General features: G+C 41.3%; 16 protein-coding genes, 1 tRNA gene and 3 pseudogenes. 2 read left to right on the top strand and 18 right to left on the bottom strand.

Annotated features, from left to right (window positions below; genetic code table 11):
* The first annotated feature begins 60 nt into the window (after positions 1-60).
* On the top strand, positions 61-228 hold the full coding sequence (gene ytzI, locus MUO14_RS05035; RefSeq protein WP_244753989.1) for a YtzI protein: 168 nt from the start codon (positions 61-63) through the stop codon (positions 226-228).
* Here ytzI and MUO14_RS05040 read toward each other — a convergent pair.
* The 11 genes and pseudogenes from MUO14_RS05040 to MUO14_RS05090 all read right to left on the bottom strand — a co-directional run bounded on the left by MUO14_RS05040 (position 225) and on the right by MUO14_RS05090 (position 10111).
* Positions 225-824 (bottom strand): nitroreductase family protein, encoded by a 600-nt coding sequence (locus MUO14_RS05040; RefSeq protein WP_244753990.1) that lies wholly within the window; start codon positions 822-824, stop codon positions 225-227. The genes ytzI and MUO14_RS05040 overlap by 4 nt on opposite strands.
* Before the next feature lie 14 nt (positions 825-838).
* Positions 839-1423 (bottom strand): YdcF family protein, encoded by a 585-nt coding sequence (locus tag MUO14_RS05045; RefSeq protein WP_244753991.1) that lies wholly within the window; start codon positions 1421-1423, stop codon positions 839-841.
* Between the two features lie 538 nt (positions 1424-1961).
* Positions 1962-3248 (bottom strand): phosphopyruvate hydratase, encoded by a 1287-nt coding sequence (gene eno / locus MUO14_RS05050; protein ID WP_244753992.1) that lies wholly within the window; start codon positions 3246-3248, stop codon positions 1962-1964.
* Positions 3249-3263: 15 nt separating this feature from the next.
* Positions 3264-4798 (bottom strand): annotated as a pseudogene (gene gpmI, locus MUO14_RS05055) (2,3-bisphosphoglycerate-independent phosphoglycerate mutase).
* Positions 4791-5552 (bottom strand): triose-phosphate isomerase, encoded by a 762-nt coding sequence (gene tpiA / locus MUO14_RS05060; RefSeq protein ID WP_244753993.1) that lies wholly within the window; start codon positions 5550-5552, stop codon positions 4791-4793. Before tpiA ends, gpmI begins: the two are co-directional and overlap by 8 nt.
* Positions 5553-5572: 20 nt before the next feature.
* Positions 5573-6753 (bottom strand): annotated as a pseudogene (locus MUO14_RS05065) (phosphoglycerate kinase).
* Between the two features lie 184 nt (positions 6754-6937).
* Complete coding sequence (gene gap, locus MUO14_RS05070) at positions 6938-7945, bottom strand: type I glyceraldehyde-3-phosphate dehydrogenase (protein WP_244753994.1); 1008 nt, start codon at positions 7943-7945, stop codon at positions 6938-6940.
* Between the two features lie 35 nt (positions 7946-7980).
* Positions 7981-9009: a sugar-binding transcriptional regulator gene (locus MUO14_RS05075; protein WP_244753995.1), complete on the bottom strand. Its 1029-nt coding sequence runs from the start codon at positions 9007-9009 to the stop codon at positions 7981-7983.
* 142 nt (positions 9010-9151) lie between these two features.
* Entirely contained in the window at positions 9152-9385 is a 234-nt protein-coding gene (locus MUO14_RS05080) for a glutaredoxin family protein (RefSeq protein WP_244753996.1), read from the bottom strand.
* A gap of 70 nt (positions 9386-9455) precedes the next feature.
* Positions 9456-9683: a hypothetical protein gene (locus tag MUO14_RS05085; protein ID WP_244753997.1), complete on the bottom strand. Its 228-nt coding sequence runs from the start codon at positions 9681-9683 to the stop codon at positions 9456-9458.
* Positions 9684-10035: 352 nt separating this feature from the next.
* A tRNA-Arg gene (locus tag MUO14_RS05090) sits at positions 10036-10111 on the bottom strand.
* 257 nt (positions 10112-10368) lie between these two features.
* Here MUO14_RS05090 and clpP point away from each other — a divergent pair.
* Positions 10369-10989 (top strand): ATP-dependent Clp endopeptidase proteolytic subunit ClpP, encoded by a 621-nt coding sequence (gene clpP / locus MUO14_RS05095; protein ID WP_255822198.1) that lies wholly within the window; start codon positions 10369-10371, stop codon positions 10987-10989.
* 130 nt (positions 10990-11119) lie between these two features.
* Here the strand turns inward: clpP and MUO14_RS05100 are convergent, their stop codons facing one another.
* The 7 genes and pseudogenes from MUO14_RS05100 to MUO14_RS05130 all read right to left on the bottom strand — a co-directional run bounded on the left by MUO14_RS05100 (position 11120) and on the right by MUO14_RS05130 (position 17234).
* A complete protein-coding gene (locus tag MUO14_RS05100; protein ID WP_244753999.1) occupies positions 11120-11371 on the bottom strand; it encodes an HPr family phosphocarrier protein in 252 nt (83 codons plus the stop codon).
* A 137-nt stretch (positions 11372-11508) separates the two neighbouring features.
* Positions 11509-12468 (bottom strand): DNA-binding protein WhiA, encoded by a 960-nt coding sequence (whiA, locus tag MUO14_RS05105; RefSeq protein ID WP_244754000.1) that lies wholly within the window; start codon positions 12466-12468, stop codon positions 11509-11511.
* A gap of 125 nt (positions 12469-12593) precedes the next feature.
* Positions 12594-13546, bottom strand: a pseudogene (locus tag MUO14_RS05110) (gluconeogenesis factor YvcK family protein).
* A 3-nt stretch (positions 13547-13549) separates the two neighbouring features.
* Positions 13550-14434 carry an RNase adapter RapZ gene (rapZ, locus tag MUO14_RS05115; RefSeq protein ID WP_244754002.1) on the bottom strand — a complete coding sequence of 295 codons (885 nt, stop codon included), beginning with the start codon at positions 14432-14434 and terminating at the stop codon, positions 13550-13552.
* A gap of 16 nt (positions 14435-14450) precedes the next feature.
* Positions 14451-14918, bottom strand: a complete 468-nt coding sequence (locus tag MUO14_RS05120; RefSeq protein WP_244754003.1) for an 8-oxo-dGTP diphosphatase — start codon at positions 14916-14918, stop codon at positions 14451-14453.
* Positions 14919-15185: 267 nt separating this feature from the next.
* Positions 15186-16136, bottom strand: a complete 951-nt coding sequence (gene trxB / locus MUO14_RS05125; RefSeq protein ID WP_244755475.1) for a thioredoxin-disulfide reductase — start codon at positions 16134-16136, stop codon at positions 15186-15188.
* A gap of 81 nt (positions 16137-16217) precedes the next feature.
* Positions 16218-17234, bottom strand: coding sequence for a tetratricopeptide repeat protein (locus MUO14_RS05130; RefSeq protein ID WP_244754004.1), 1017 nt, complete (start codon positions 17232-17234; stop codon positions 16218-16220).
* Between the last annotated feature and the right edge of the window lie 275 nt (positions 17235-17509).

Here is a 17509-nt window from a genome sequence, read left to right on the forward strand (position 1 = left end):
ATGGCAAAATGATCATTGAAAAGAATTCTTTTCAAATGTAATAGGAAAGAAGTGTTTCCCATGACATTTACGATCGTTATGATTATCTGTATTGCTATTGTCCTCGGAGTCGCTGGTGCTTTTGCGGCAGCTATTTCAAAGGGATATAATTATAAACACACAGTTGATCCATTGCCTGATGAGAAGCAAAGAAATGAAGAACAGAAAAAATCTGATGCCCCATCTTAACGGGCATCAGATTTTTTGTTAAAAGAATCGTTACGAAAGGTTATATCCACAGGCGACCTGGGCTTCGGCTTAGGCACACGGGCAGGATAGCCCATCTGTAAGACTCCTGCCACTTTATGAAGTTCGGGGTTAAGCCCAATTCCTTCAATAAAGTCAACATCATGTATGTAAGGACTGGTTGTCCATAGTACACCAATCCCTTTTTCCCACGCTGCTAATTGTGCATTCTGAATAAAGGCGCAAACAGATGCATAATCTTCTTCAAATTTATGAAAGTCAGAATCCCGTTCCATATAAATTAAGGCATGATGTGGGATATCAATGAGAAACTGTATAATCCCCTGCATCATTTTATCTGTTTTAGCAGAATCATATCCTTCAGCAAAACCTTCTCTTAGATAGCTTTCAATTACTAGATCCGCATAATCACGGACACCATCATTTTGAAACATCATCACTTCCCACGGTTGTTTTAATCGATGGTTGGGCGCCCAGCTTGCCAATCTAAATATTTCTTTCATGACAGCCTCATCAACAAGCACTCTCTTAAAATCATGAATGGATCGTCGATTTTCAATTGCTTCTATTAATTGCATTCCATTACCCTCTTTCACGAACGAAAAGGATCCAAAAGTTTATAACCGATAAAGTAACCCCATTCCTTTAGGAAAAATGGCATTTTTGTTTCCAATGTTTGATAGGCAGAATAATCTGTGGGAACACCCGCTGCATCCATTCCTTTTTCTTTTGCCATAGCTACAGCCCTTTTTAAATGATACTGATCACTAACAATTAAAAAGGAATCTACATCTTCCTTTTTTGCCACTTGCTTAGCATTACTTAAGTTTTCTTTCGTAACTTGTGAGGTTCTTTCAATGAAAATATCTGACTTGGGAACACCTTTGTTAAGTGCATATTCACGACCCACCTCAGCTTCTGAGGCGATAGCATCCTCACTTGAACCACCTGTAAAAATTAAATAGTCTACCCGACCGTCCTTATATAATTCAATCCCTTGTTTCAAACGTCCTTCATAAACAGGACTGGGTTCCCCATTCCATTGAGCTGCCCCTAGAACAATGGCTGCTTCTGCTTGCTGGTTATCTTGATTCTCCCCATATGTCCATATCGAATAGCCAGTAAAAGCTACATAGCTAATGATCAGCCAAATGGTAATGGCTATCCATCTCTTCATACTTTGCTCTCCTACTATCTGATCTTACAGCTATCCTCCATAATAACACAGAATAATAGTTCCTTGAATGCAACTTTATCCAAAAAGAACAAAAGCGCGTGTAAACACGACAGAGGAAGTTCGACTAAGTTCGGTTAAAACCGTCATGTCCTATGTTAACACCAAACTGCCCCACGTCAGCATAAAAGTTAAGAACGTTTAGCTAAACGTTAAGGATGTACGCGTGAAAATATTCACCAATGATTACGGAAATGGAATACCTATATCAAGTGATTTCTTATCACAGGTGTCATTTATCACGTTCTAATAGTAGCGGTTCCGTTCATCTTAACGATCATAAGGGGGCAGAGAAACGGCGAGACTCCTGTGGAAACACCGGACTTAACGAGCCCCCTTAGTGAAGCAAGGAGGCTCGGCGTTCGCCCACGGAAAGCGGGTCGTTCCCCATCATTTAGGAAACATTTGCAAGAAAAAATCACTCAAAAAGACCACTAGCACATTAGCCAGTGGTCTCTTGTAAGAAAGACTTATTCACCTATTACTTGTTCAAGTTGTAAAATGCTTTTCCGCCAGCATAAGTGGCCGTACCAAGCAGCTGATCTTCAATACGAAGCAGTTGATTGTACTTAGCTACACGGTCTGTTCGAGACGGTGCACCTGTTTTAATTTGGCCAGCATTCGTAGCAACAGCGATGTCAGCAATGGTTGCATCCTCTGTTTCACCAGAGCGGTGTGAAATTACAGCCGTATAACCTGCACGCTTCGCCATTTCAATTGCTTCGAATGTTTCTGTAAGGGAACCAATCTGGTTTACTTTAATAAGGATAGAGTTGCCTACACCCTCTTCAATCGCACGAGCAAGCTTGGTTGTGTTCGTAACGAACAAGTCGTCTCCAACTAGCTGCACACGGTCACCAATACGGTCTGTTAACAGCTTGGTGCCTTCCCAGTCATTTTCGTCAAGTCCATCTTCAATAGAAACGATTGGATATTTATTAACGAGCTCTTCATACCAATCAACCATTTCCTCAGATGTGCGAACAACGCCTTCACCTTTAAGGTTGTATTTGCCATCTTCGTAGATTTCAGAAGAGGCTACGTCCATGGCAAGCTTCACTTCTTCATCAGGCTTATAACCCGCTTCTTCAATGGCTTCAATGATCGTTGACAGAGCTTCTTCGTTTGATTGCAGGTTAGGAGCGAACCCGCCTTCGTCACCAACACCTGTATTGTAGCCCTTCGCTTTTAATACTTTTTTCAAGGAGTGGAATATTTCTGCCCCCATGCGAACAGCTTCCTTAAAGGTTGGGGCACCAACAGGCATGATCATGAATTCTTGAATATCGACATTGTTATCTGCATGCTCCCCGCCATTTAGAATATTCATCATTGGCGTTGGAAGGGTTGCTGCCGTAAAGCCTCCAAGGTATTTATAGAGAGGAAGACCTACAACATCAGCAGCTGCATGAGCAACAGCCATGGATACGCCAAGAATGGCGTTAGCGCCTAGTTTTCCTTTATTTTCTGTTCCGTCAAGTTCAATCATAAGCTGATCAATGATGACTTGCTGCGTTACATCCATACCTAATAGATGAGGAGCGATTTCTTCATTAACATTCTCAACCGCCTGAATAACCCCTTTACCAAGGTAACGGTCCTTGTCACCATCACGCAGTTCGACCGCTTCGTATTCTCCAGTAGAAGCACCACTTGGTACTAGGGCACTGCCGAAAGCTCCAGATTCTGTATAAATTTCAACCTCAACGGTTGGGTTCCCGCGTGAATCCAAGACTTCACGTGCGTATACGTCTGTAATATATGGCATAAAAATCTCTCCTTATTATTTAATTAATGACTTTCCTGTCATTTCTTTTGGCTGCTCAACTTTAAGCAGTTGCAGTAGGGTTGGTGATAGGTCACCTAATATTCCATCCTGACGAAGATGTACCCCTTCTTTTGTAACAATAACTGGTACAGGGTTCGTCGTATGAGCCGTCATCGGATTACCTTCAAGAGTTGTTACTTCGTCTGAATTTCCGTGATCAGCGGTTATAATGGCATGTCCGCCTTTATTGTGGATTTTATCAACGATTTTACCTAAACATTCATCCACAGTCTCAATGGCTTTAATGGTAGGTTCAAGCATTCCGGAATGCCCAACCATATCTGGATTAGCAAAGTTCAATATAATCGCATTATGCTTATCTGCGTCCAGTTCCTTCAATAGAGCCTCTGTCACTTTATGGGCACTCATTTCAGGCTGCAGGTCATAAGTGGCAACCTTAGGAGAATCAATGAGGATGCGCTCTTCCCCTTCAAATTCTTGCTCGCGGCCGCCGCTCATAAAGAAGGTAACATGTGGGTATTTCTCCGTTTCAGCAATTCGCAGCTGATTCATGTTATTGTTAGCCAATACTTCCCCAACGGTATTTTTCAATTCATTCGGTGCAAAGGCTATTTTACTATCTACCGCATCACTGTATTGTGTCATACCTACAAAATGAAGGTTCTTAGGGCTTTTCCCCCACGATCGAAATCATTGAAATCATTATTTGCAAAAGCACGGGAAATTTGAATCGCACGGTCTGGACGGAAGTTGAAAAACACAACAGCGTCTTCATCTTCTATCGATCTAATATGATGTCCATTTTTATCTGTGATCACGACAGGTTCAACGAATTCGTCATAGATCTCTTTTTCGTAAGATTCTTTAACTGCCTCAAGAGGATCCGCATATGCCGGACCTTCACTATAGGCGATTGCATCATAAGATTTCTTCACACGATCCCAGCGGTTGTCGCGGTCCATCGCATAATAACGACCTGCAATCGTCGCAAACTGGCCAACTCCAAGCTCCTGCATTTTCTCTTGTGCTTGTTGGATGTAAGTAAGGGCCGATTGTTGATCAACATCACGCCCGTCAAGAAAGCCATGTACATACACTTTTTCAAGACCATAGTTTGCCGCCAACTGCAGAAGTGCATACATATGATTAATATGGCTATGAATACCTCCATCAGATAGCAAACCAAAAATATGAAGGGCTTTGTTATTCTCTTTCGCATGGGTCACTGCATTGATTAGTTCATCATTTTTCATAAATTCTTTTTCACGAATCGATAAATTGATACGGGTTAGGCTTTGGTAAACCACCCGGCCTGCACCAATATTCAAGTGGCCCACTTCAGAGTTCCCCATTTGACCGTCGGGTAGACCGACAGATTCACCACTGGCTTGTAGCTGTGCATGTGGAAATGCACTCCAATACCGATCAAAGTTTGGAGTGTTTGCTTGTTTAACTGCATTCCCCATCTCCTCATCTCGAATGGCATAACCATCAAGAATGATGAGAGCAGCTAAATTTTGATTACTCATGCTTACCTGCCTCCACAAGGTTTAAGAATGAATCAGCCTCTAAGCTTGCTCCTCCAACTAATGCTCCGTCAATGTCAGACTGGGAAAGAAGCTCGTCCACGTTAGCTGGCTTCACACTGCCGCCATACTGAATACGTACAGCTTCAGCTGCATCCGCGTTAACAAAGTCGCCAACCACTTTGCGAATGTGTGTACAGACTTCATTCGCTTGCTCAGAAGTGGCTGTACGGCCTGTGCCAATCGCCCAAATTGGCTCATAAGCAATGATGGTGTTGGATGCTTGTTCATCTGACAAACCTTCTAATGCTTTTTTCACCTGTGCCTCCACATGATCCATCGTTTGGTCCGCTTCACGCTGTTCAAGGGTTTCACCAACACAAACAATCGGAGTTAACTCATGCTTAAATGCTGCATGAACTTTTTTGTTTACTTCTTCATCAGTTTCTTTAAAAACTTCCCGACGTTCAGAGTGCCCAAGAACAACATAGGATACACCAAGTTCTTTGAGCATAACCGGGCTTACTTCACCAGTGAATGCACCGCTTTCCTCAAAATGCATATTTTGAGCTCCAATTTCAAGTGCCGTTCCTTTTGTTTCTTCTACCATTTTTTGAAGAAATGGAAACGGAGCACAAACGACGGATTCCACTTCATTTGTAGAAGGAACTTCATTCTTTGCCGCTTGAATAAATTCTTCAGCCTCTGTGTGAGTCTTGTTCATCTTCCAGTTACCTGCAATCACTTGTTTACGCATGTCAATCACCTCTCCAAAAATTATTTATCGTTTAGCAGAGCGACACCAGGAAGGTCTTTCCCTTCCATAAATTCTAAGGAAGCGCCTCCGCCAGTCGATACGTGATCCATATCGTCTGCATAGCCGAATTTCTCTACAGCAGCAGCCGAATCCCCACCGCCAATAACAGTATAGCCTTTTGTATCAGCGAGAGCCTTAGCTACATCTTTGGTACCATTCGCAAATGTTTCTAGTTCAAATACACCCATTGGCCCGTTCCAAAGGACAAGCTTGGAATCTTTTATCACTTCTGCATATTTGGCTCTCGTTTTTGGACCAATATCAAGCGCTTCCCAGTCTGCTGGAATGTTATCAATCGCTACTTCTTTCGTATGAGCAGAATCAGAGAAATCGTCAGCAACGATGACATCTTCAGGTATCAAGAAATCGACACCTTTTTGCTCAGCTTTCTCCATATATTCTTTCGCAAGTTCAATCTTATCTTCTTCGAGTAGTGATTTCCCAATTTCGTGACCTTGTGCCTTCACGAATGTGTAAGCCAAGCCTCCCCCGATGATCAAGTGATCCACTTTATCAATGAGGTTGTCGATGACGCCAATTTTATCTTTAACCTTCGCGCCGCCAATAATTGCCGTGAATGGACGGTCAGGATTCGATAACGCTTTGCCTAGCACATTGATTTCTTTTTCCATTAAAAAGCCGGCTACTGCAGGGATATGTTCTGCTACGCCTGCCGTTGATGCATGAGCACGGTGGGCAGCCCCAAACGCATCATTCACATACAAATCAGCCATATTAGCAAAGGCTTTGGCTAACTCTGGATCATTTTTCTCTTCGCCAGGATGAAAGCGAACATTTTCTATTAGGAGAATATCGCCCCCTGTGTTTCAGAGAGTGCTGTGTTTACCTCTTCGCCAACAACGCCATCCGTTTTCGTAATGGTTTGACCGATTAGCTCACTTAATCGCTTGGCAACTGGATCTAGACGAAGTTCTTCTACGACCTGTCCCTTCGGTCGTCCGAGGTGACTTGAAAGAATGACTTTGGCGCCATTACTGGACAAGTGTTTAATGGTCGGCAATGCTGCCTTTATTCTTGTGTCATCAGTGACCTCTCCCCTGCTCATCGGCACGTTAAAATCTACGCGGCAAAACACGGTTTTTCCTCGAACCTCTACATCACGAATTGTTTTCTTATTCATGATTGGACAACCTCCTTTAAATTGGTCAGGATCCGTTCCTGTCCATTATGTACGTTTCCACGTTACTTTTCTATGAAAACGCCTAACCAGGAACCCTTCAAAAACATGGATAAAGGAGGAGGACATGCTGGACCTCCTCCTTTTCTTATAGCATACATGAAATTGTTAAGCAGGGATACTTGTATTATAGTCCTCTGCTCTTAAGATATACAGCAAGGTCTACACAACGGTTAGAGTAGCCTGTTTCGTTATCATACCATGAAACAATTTTAACCATGTTGTTTTCAAGAGTAAGTGTAGAAAGACCATCAATAATAGAAGAGTGAGTGTTTCCATTATAATCTGTAGAAACAAGCGGCTCATCACTATAGCCTAGAATTCCTTTAAGGTTGCCTTCAGCTTCTGCTTTAAGTGCTTCGTTCACTTCCTCAGCAGTCACATCTTTATCTAGTTCAGCTACAAGGTCAACGATAGATACGTTCGATGTTGGAACGCGCATAGCCATACCACTAAGCTTGCCATCAAGCTCAGGAAGAACTTTCGCTACGGCTTGAGCAGCACCTGTAGTTGTTGGGATTATGTTTTCAGCCGCTGCACGGGCACGACGATAGTCTTTGTGCGGAAGATCAAGGATTTGCTGGTCGTTTGTGTAAGAGTGAACCGTTGTCATCATTCCACGTTTAAGACCAAATTTATCGTTTAATACTTTTGCGTATGGTGCAAGGCAGTTTGTTGTACAAGAAGCATTGGAAATCACGTGGTGCTGATCTTTGTCATACTGATCTTCGTTTACACCCATCACCACTGTTAGATCTTCTTGTTTCGCAGGTGCAGAAATGACAACCTTCTTCGCACCGGCATCAAGGTGTTTCTTCGCATCGTCACGTTGTGTGAAACGTCCAGTAGACTCAATGACGATTTCAACTCCAAGATCTCCCCAGCCAAGGTTGGCAGGATCTTTCTCAGAAAGAACTTTAATTTCTTTGCCGCCTACTACTAGATTGTCACCATTCACAGTAACTTCTTCCTCAAGCTTACCGTGTACTGTGTCATATTGAAGCAGGTGGGCAAGCATATTTGCGTCCGTTAAATCGTTTACTGCTGCAACTTCTACCTCGTTATTTTTTAGTGCAGCGCGGAAAACGTTACGCCCTATACGACCGAAACCATTAATACCTATTCTTACAGTCATGCTAAATTCCTCCTTGAATGGTTAACATTTTTTATTTAAAGGGGATAATCCCTTATTAACTCTAGTGCAGCACCTTCATCGGTGATTAGAACATTACTTTGACCTGGTTGGAAGTAAGAGGCAATCGCCTGTGCTTTGGATTTCCCGCCAGCTACAGCAATTACATCACCAGCCGATGGCAAATCTTCTAACTGCAGACCGACTGTCCGTACTTTATGAACAATCTCGCCAGTCTGACTAAAATAATAGCCAAAGGCTTCTCCTACTGCTTGTCTTTCATTAATAATCTTCAATTGGGTCTGCGGTGTTTTACGACGCTCCGCCATTGTAATAGCATCCCCCACTCCGTGAATAACAATGCTTGCATTACGAATCATGTTAAGAATCTCTTTAATAGAAGGTTCCTCAATGATCGTCTGGTAAGATTCTTCACTTAGGGGATCAGGTACGTAAAGCAACCGGTAATCACCCCGTGCTTTTTTCGCCATTTCAGCACAAATTGTATTTGCCTGATTCTCTACCCGCTCTCCGAGACCTCCACGGGCAGGAACGAACATACAATGATTCGCTTTTTCAAGAGGTGTCATCATTTCTGCTACGGCAGCCATAGTCGACCCGCCGGTAATGGCAACCGTCTCTCCTGTATCTAAATGTGTTTTCAAGTATTCAACACAGGCCTTGCCCATTTCCTGTTTAACCCATTCTAACTCATCACTATCCCCTGGAATGACAACGACATTGTCTAGCTTTAATTTTTCCTTTAACTGTCGTTCTAAAACCTTTATGCCGGTAACATCTTTTATAAACTCAGCAAGTTGTTCAAGAATGGTGTGCCCTTCATATGTTAAATGCATACCTCTTGAAGTGATCTCTACAGCACCTTGTTTACTAAGAAAGTCCACTTCACTTCTCACCGTCCGTTCCGCAAGCTGGCTGTTATCAGATAACGCCCTTCTGCCTACAGGCTGCATCAATCTGATATAGTGAAGCAGTTGATAACGGCGTTGCATAATTTCAAGGACATCAGGAAATAATTTCTTTTGTAAGTCGATTAAAGCTCTCATGAAAAAGCCCCTTTATATTGAAAAGTATATTCATCGGGATAGATATGTCCCAGGCAGTCATAATCCGTCCCGCTCGGAGCAAAAAAATATCCTTTTCACCTTATATATTATCAGTCCCTATCGTGCTGTGCAACTTATAAAATTAGTGTAAACGCTCTCTTAAGGAAAAGATATCAATTCCACGATAATCTATTTTTTCACCATTAATAAAAAGAACAGGGATTTCAAGAAAATAGGTAGTTAACAACTGCGCATCTTGTTCTATATCCACTTCAGCCATTGTTATTTGATAATCCATACTAAGAATATCAATCAGCTCTTTTACTTCATCACATAATTTGCAATTCTTCTTTGTATAAAGCGTTAGCGTATTCAATGGCTCATTCTCCCTCTACCTATAATGTTTACCAGTGATCCATTTTTTATTTAAAAAAACTAGAGCCACGTTAAGAAACGTGACTCTTGAAATCATAATAACCGTGGTCGATTTTAAACTTCTTCGTTTCTAAAAACTCCTTTAATTCTATGCCACATTCATTGCGTTCCAGAGAACGATACAGTGACTTTAAATTAAATGACAGCCTTTCTTGTTGCTGTATATCAAAAACATGGATTCTTCGATCTTCTGGAATCTGTTCTGTTGATATGATTTTGAAACGAATAATAGTTGTCATAATATCTCCTTTTCATGGAAAAGCAAGCAGTTTACCCTATAGTGTGTGTTCAAAAAGTAGAATGATAACGTCGACACTAGCTCGTTCCTTGCGCGTCGTAAGAAGGTCGAGGCGCGGCAGTTTTGAGGCCACAGCGTATGCCTTTCAAACGTGAGAGGACCGGAAAAACCGAGCAACGAAGAGATTCGCTGTTTATCATTCGGTGACTTTTTGAACATCCTCTTATATCCTAAAGATTAACATACTTAATAATTTAGTTAAATACTACTGAAAACAGCTAAAGTATTCAACTAAAAACTCCCATCTGCAAGCGCTAAGCAGAGTGGGAGCAAAATCATATCAAACATCATAGCGCGCCCGAGAGGATTCGAACCCCCGACTGACGTAGAACCGGAATCTACCGCTCTATCCAACTGAGCTACGGGCGCAAATTACGAACGGCAAAATCTATTATACGGTTGTTCGTCAGGAAAATCAAGATCCATTTGTATTTAATCTTAACGAATTTTCATTATAAGTCATACGTTTATCCCCAATAAATTAGGGTATGATGGTATAGGGAAGTTCGATTAAAACGGATTCTGAAGAAATTCGTCTAAGTACTTAGGAAATAGGTCAAAATGGTACAATCTTTTCGTTTGACCTTTATTGACCTTAACTGTATGATAAAAACATATTCCATCATATATGTAATGATGAAAAGGAGGAATTACAAATGAATTTAATCCCAACAGTAATCGAGCAAACAAATCGCGGAGAACGCGCCTACGACATTTATTCCCGTTTATTAAAAGATCGGATAATTATGCTAGGCAGTCCTATTGATGATAATGTTTCCAACTCGATCGTCGCCCAGCTATTGTTCTTAGCTGCTGAGGATCCTGAGAAAGACATTTCCCTTTATATCAACTCTCCGGGTGGATCCATTACATCTGGTATGGCTATCTATGACACGATGCAGTTTATTGGACCTGACGTGTCTACAATCTGCACAGGTATGGCCGCTTCCATGGGTGCTTTCCTTCTTAACGCCGGTGCTAAAGGTAAACGTTATGCCCTGCCTAACAGTGAGGTCATGATTCACCAACCACTAGGTGGTACACAGGGTCAAGCATCTGATATTGAAATTCATGCGAAACGTATCATTCAAATGCGCGAGAAATTGAACAAAATTCTCTCCGAACGTACAGGTCAACCAATTGAAGTAATCGAACGCGATACTGATCGTGATAACTTCATGTCTGCACATGAGGCCGTTGACTATGGTCTGATCGATAAGGTTATGGAAAAGACGAGCGATAAATAATTATTTAGTAAAAGCCCACTGGTTCCGCCAGCGGGCTTTTATCTTTTAAGGGCAATCCAACAAAGTGCATCATCTGAGAACATTCCCTTATCATTCACAAATTGTTCATACTTTCACATGAAAAAGTCTACTATTCTTTTACAAAGTCGGCTAACTGATTTACCGCATTTTCTTCATCTGTACCATCTGCTATCAAGGTAATTTCTTCTCCATGACCTACTGCCAAACTCATAAGTCCCATGATGCTCTTGGCGTTCACCCGCTTCTTATCTTTTTCAATAAATATGTCTGCGGAAAAACGGTTAGCCCGTTGTACAAATTGTGCAGCAGGTCTTGCTTGTAACCCTGTTTCTAATTCAATGGTTATCGACTGTTCAATCACTAATCATTCTCCTCTCTCTATCGTTATTTCGATTATTTTTCAGAAAGCGCATACAATCCCTTTAAATAAAGAACGCTCTCCAGTTGAAAGCGTTCCTTAATTGTAAATCATTATAGCATGAAATATTTTAGATTACATTAGTTTTGATTACTTTCCTTCACTTCTCCAAGCCTTACTTTGTTCGCAAAATCGTCAATTTTTCGCAAACGATGGTTTATACCTGACTTACTTATCGGGGCTCCTGAGACCAATTCACCTAATTCTTTCAATGATACCTCTTGATGCTGCAAGCGTAAAGTGGCTATTTCCTGAAGTTTATCAGGGAGTGCATCTAAACCTACGGAGTTTTTAATAAACCTTATATTTTCTACTTGTCTAAACGCAGCCCCAATTGTTTTATTTAAGTTAGCTGTTTCACAGTTGACGAGGCGGTTTACTGAATTACGCATGTCCCGGACAATACGTACATCTTCAAATTTGAATAAAGCTTGATGTGCACCAATATTACTGATTAATTCAGTAATTTTCTCAGCTTCCTTTAAATAAGTAATAAAACCTTTTTTTCTCTCCAATGTCCTTGCATGTAGACCAAAGCTGTTCATAAGCTCACATAAAGCTTCATTATGAGATTCATCAGACGAGTAAATTTCTAAATGATAGGAAGAGGTTTCAGGGTTATTGACTGATCCACCAGCTAAAAAGGCCCCGCGTAAATAGGCACGTTTACCGCCCGTTGAATTTAAATACTTTTTCGGGATTTCTGGATTAGTAGATAGTGGGCCATTTAAGATTTCCAAATCCTTTAATACCTTTTCCGCATTATCCTTCATTCTGACGATATATATATTATTCTTCTTCAAACGCATTTTTTTGCGAACTAAAAGTTCCGCTGGGTATGGATACAGCTTCTTCAACAATGTATAAATACGCCTGGCGATGGCAGCATTCTCTGTTTGGATATCCAACAAGTAAGATTGATTTGATAACGAGAATGTCCCGTTCATACGGACGAGAGCCGCCAATTCTGATTCATTACTGCTCTCATCTGCTTCATCAACGTTCGTTAATTCTTTTTTTATCTCTGATGCAAACGACACAGATGTTCACCCCCTATTTAGAAAAACGTATAAAGCAGAGCAACGTCGTGGAACAAGGATTCAAGAATGTCCGGTTAAGTTCGGGGACAACGGATAGGATCGCACGTCCTGTTCCATAAGAAAATCTATAATAATGAATGAAGCAAACGAGCTAGTTTATTTGTATCATGACGGATCGCTGACTTACTTTTGTCAATGATGTCTTCCTCAATAATTTTCAACCCCATTGTTTTAATACGATCCATATCATAATGAACTGGCTCTGCATTTTCTTCGGCATACACTTTCCTAATATTTTGCCCGATCGGTTTATTATGAACAATAACTGAATGAATACAGCCTTCCCCTACATGGTCATGTAAAGCTTGCACATGATCAGCAGCCGTGTAACCTGACGTTTCCCCTGCTTGTGTCATTACATTGCATACATATGTTACTTTCGCATTTGTTTCCCTTAACGCTTGACTAATCTCAGGAATAATAATGTTTGGAAGTATGCTTGTGTACAAGCTTCCTGGTGCAATAACGATTAAATCGGCCGATGCTATTGCCTCCATGGCTTCTGGCAGAGGTTGGATAGGCAAAGGGCTGACATACACGCGTTTGATGCGTTTATTTACTTTAGGAATATTGGATTCGCCCGTCACCAAAGTCCCATCTTCCATTTCTGCATGAAGGTTCATAGAGTGGTTGGCAATCGGGTAGATGTTCCCTTTCACATTTAACACACGCGAAATTTCTTTAATACCGTGGTAAAAATCTCCCGTCATCGACGTCATGGCTGCTAACAACAGGTTTCCCATCGAATGGCCGGAAAGTCCATTCCCGTTTGCAAAACGATGTTGAAATAAATCAAGCAGCATGGGTTCTGCATCTGACAAGGCTGCAAGAACGTTTCTTATATCACCAGGTGCAGGAATAGAAAGCTCATCTCTTAATCTTCCTGAACTCCCCCCATCATCGGCTACGGTAACAATGGCTGATAAATCAATAGGGAAGTATTTAAGCCCTCGTAGTAAAACAGGCATTCCTGTTCCTCCCCAATGACTACAACCCTGGGCTGTTTAAGACGATCCATGGTTTACAAACCCTTTCTTTTGTCGATGTCTCGATGCGTAACATGGGTCACAAAGTCATTTGAAAAATAATTAGAGAGATCCTCAGCTAAAGCAACGGAGCGGTGTTGTCCGCCCGTGCACCCGATTGCTACGACGAGTTGGCTCTTTCCTTCTCGTTTGTACTGGGGAAGCATAAACTGCAGCAAGTCCTTGAGCTTTTCAAGAAATTTTTGGGTATCTGACCATTTGAACACGTACGAAGATACTTCTGTATTCAATCCTGTCAATGGGCGCATGTGTTCAACGTAATGAGGATTAGGTAAGAAGCGTACATCAAACATTAAGTCTGCATCAATCGGGACACCATACTTAAATCCGAATGAAACCATCTGTACGGAAAACACTTGATGCTTTTGAGCCTTATATCGATCAAGAATTCGTTCCCTTAGTTCCTTTGGTTTCAAGCTTGATGTATTAATAAGTGTTTGCGCACGACCCCTCAGTTCATCCAACATCTTCCGTTCCTGACGAATGCCTTCTAACGGGAGCCCATCTTGAGCTAATGGATGTGAGCGCCTCGTTTCCTTATAACGGGAAACGAGGGATTGGTCCTCTGCATCCAGGAAAAGTATGTGACTATCTAGCCACTCTTCTTTGCCCAAACGGTCTAATGCATCAAATAACGAATCAAAAAATTCGCGTCCTCTTAAGTCCATTACGAGAGCAACGTTTTTTATATTATTTGTTGAATCTTTCATTAAATCCAGAAATTTAGGTAAAAGCGCCGGCGGCAGATTATCTACACAAAAAAAGCCTAAATCTTCGAAGCTTTGTATAGCAACGGTTTTTCCTGCGCCAGACATTCCAGTAATGATAACAAGTTGAGTATTATTTTCTTTTTCTGCCATTTGCCTTCGCTCCTCACTACATAGGTCGAGACGGATCAAGGTCCTGATCTATCAGTTTAAAATCTGTCGTATAAACAAATGTTCCATACACTTGTTCTTTACTTGATAAAATATGTTTGAAAATATAACGATCCCCTTCTGCCATTGGCTTATCAAGCACATCTTCTACAGCTACCCATTCAAGCTGACCCTCTTCACTGACTTCTAAAAGCTCTCCTTGATAATCTGTAGTATGGAAGGTAAACATCATCCATTCTTGAACTGTTTTATCCTGTTCTTTCATGATAAAAGTGAATGATCCTTTCAGCTCGGGATCTTTAATTTGCAGCCCTGTTTCTTCTTTAAATTCACGTACGACGGAGTCTTTAATATTCTCTCCTGCTTCCATTTTACCACCAGGAACGACATACCACCCACGTCTTGGCTTCTTTAACATTAAAATCTGATTATCTATTCTTAATATACAATTAGCAACACGCTGCACGTCTTGTCACCTCATTTTTTCTCTAGAGGGCATTCTTTATCTATTATACAATGAATACGCATGTGGCTACAATGTTATGCTTCTCTGAAAGAGCCGTTCTGTTTGTGATTTCATGATCAAAAACACACAACAAAAAAAAAGGCACAGGTGATAAACACCTGTGCCTTAATAGAGATCTATCTATTAAAAGGGGGTCAATTAATCACTTATATTGTACCCCATCAATGTTTCATACGTGTTACAGGGGGGTTAAAATGGAGTTACTTTTTATTTAACTGCTTTTAACTCCTCTAACAAGTTCTCAATATAATGCTGAGCAGACTGGGCAGCGATACTACCATCGCCTGTAGCTGTAACGATTTGACGTAACTCTTTTTCGCGAATGTCTCCTGCTGCGAAAACACCTGGCACTTTTGTTTCCATTTTTTCATCTGTTTCGATATAACCTTGTTCATTGGTAACACCAAGGCTTACAAATGGTTTACTGAGCGGAATCATGCCGATATAAATAAAGGCGCCATCTGTCTCGAACTCATACTCTTCATCTGTTTTATTATTGTGCAGCGTTACACTGCCTACTTTTCCATCCTTGTCATTGATCGTTTTCACGACCGTATCCCAGATGAAATTGATTTTGTCATTGTCAAAAGCACGGTCTTGAAGAATCTTCTGGGCACGTAGTTCATCACGACGGTGAACGATCGTTACCTTGCTTGCGAAGCGTGTAAGGTAAACCCCTTCCTCGACGGCTGAATCTCCACCGCCTACAACGACAAGTTCTTTGTCGCGGAAAAACGCTCCGTCACAAACTGCACAGTAAGATACACCACGGCCGCCTAATTCTTTTTCACCATCTACACCAAGAGCCTTGTATTGAGCACCTGTCGTTATGATTAAGGACCGTGTTTTATATTGTTTATTACCGGCAATCACCGTTTTATATTCTTTTCCTTCAATTACTTCTTTAATATCACCATAAGCATACTCTGCTCCGAACTTTTTGGCATGATCAAACATCTTATTTGAAAGGTCAGGTCCAAGAATATGGTCAAAACCAGGGTAGTTTTCAACATCTTCCGTATTAGCCATCTGACCGCCAGGAATACCACGTTCAATCATCAAGGTATCAAGGTTCGCCCTTGAAGTATATACAGCTGCCGTCATTCCGGCCGGTCCGGCGCCTGCAATAATGACATCATAAATTCGTTCTTCCGTCATTGAATCATCAACTCCTTGTTTCACTCTAGCTTATCCTGTAAACATCATAGTAAATCTATTCAAAAGCGTCCATTAATGTGCTTAAGAGCGAATCCAAGGCCCGCCCTCTTCACTAAGCTTCGGGAACTGCTTACAGCCCTTTTCCCAAAGCTGCAGTGCACGGGAAGGATTGCCTGTGTGATACCACGAAATACTAAACCATTTATAGTAGTTTCTTCTACAAACTACTTGTTTATTCTTTAAGGCACGGAAACGCTCCATTGCTTCATTATAGTAACCAGCACGTGCTAATGTTTCAGCTATGGCTAACTTTTGTTGTTCATGCATTGGGAATACGTTCCTTAGTGGTTCAATCAACAATGCTGCTTGCTCATCCTGTTGATTAGCAAGATAAAAACAAGCTAGATTCACAAAACTGTGAATATTTTTCTCGTCTTTCTTTAACCAAGCTTTCTCCAATTCAATTGCTTCATCTTCTTCTCCGCTATAAAACAAAGCGTAGGCATACTTGTGTTTAGCAAGACTGAATTCGGGAAACAGTTCCATCATTTCCTGCAAAACAGGCAACGCTTGGTCCCATTCCTCATGTTCTAAATGATAAAAGGCTGTTTCTTGATAGATAATAAGTTCATCCTCATCATCGAACGCAAACTCATCTTCAACATCTTCCTCTTCTAAGGAGTTAAGCATCTCGAGAAGTTGTTCGGCAGCTTCTTCAAAGTCCCCATCATTGGTTCGTTCCAAATATTTTTCCGCATATTTTTTTGCATCATTCAATAAGCCAAGATGTGCATAATTGTTGGCCATTAGGTAATAACAATCTGCATATTGGTCTCCGAAATTAACAATCACTTCACTTAACAGCTGATTCGCAGCATGATAAGAGCCAACTTCAGTATAGACGACTGAGAGTTGGCAAGAGTATAGTGGTTCATCCGGACTCATCTCAATGGCTTTCCTCAACCACTTAACGGCAGCATTGAACCGCCGTTTTTTAAAGGCATGGATCCCATGAGAAAAGTAAAAGTTCCCTGTTGGTAAAAAAGGGATCACATTTGTCTTTTCATTCGTTGCAGTAGGATTCGGTGATGTCGTCATGACTGTCCCCCTATTTCCGTGTCCATCTCACTAATTATGCAGTATAACATAGAAAGGCTTGATGAAATAGAAGAATTTTGTATTTATTCGTAGATTCATGTAGGGATTTCTGAAGATTATTTGATTAGGGAAGAATCCTTTGGAGTTTGGTGAGAATCCCCTGAGGTTTGGGTAGAATGTTCAGCAGTTCCGGGAGAATCGTTGAATTTCGGGGTAGATTCCTATCAATTTTGGGTAGAATTACAAAGCAATTGGGCAGAATAAAGTTTTCCATC

The sequence above is a fragment of the Halobacillus shinanisalinarum genome (genome assembly GCF_022919835.1).
Taxonomy (GTDB): Bacteria; Bacillota; Bacilli; order Bacillales; family Halobacillaceae; genus Halobacillus_A; species Halobacillus_A shinanisalinarum.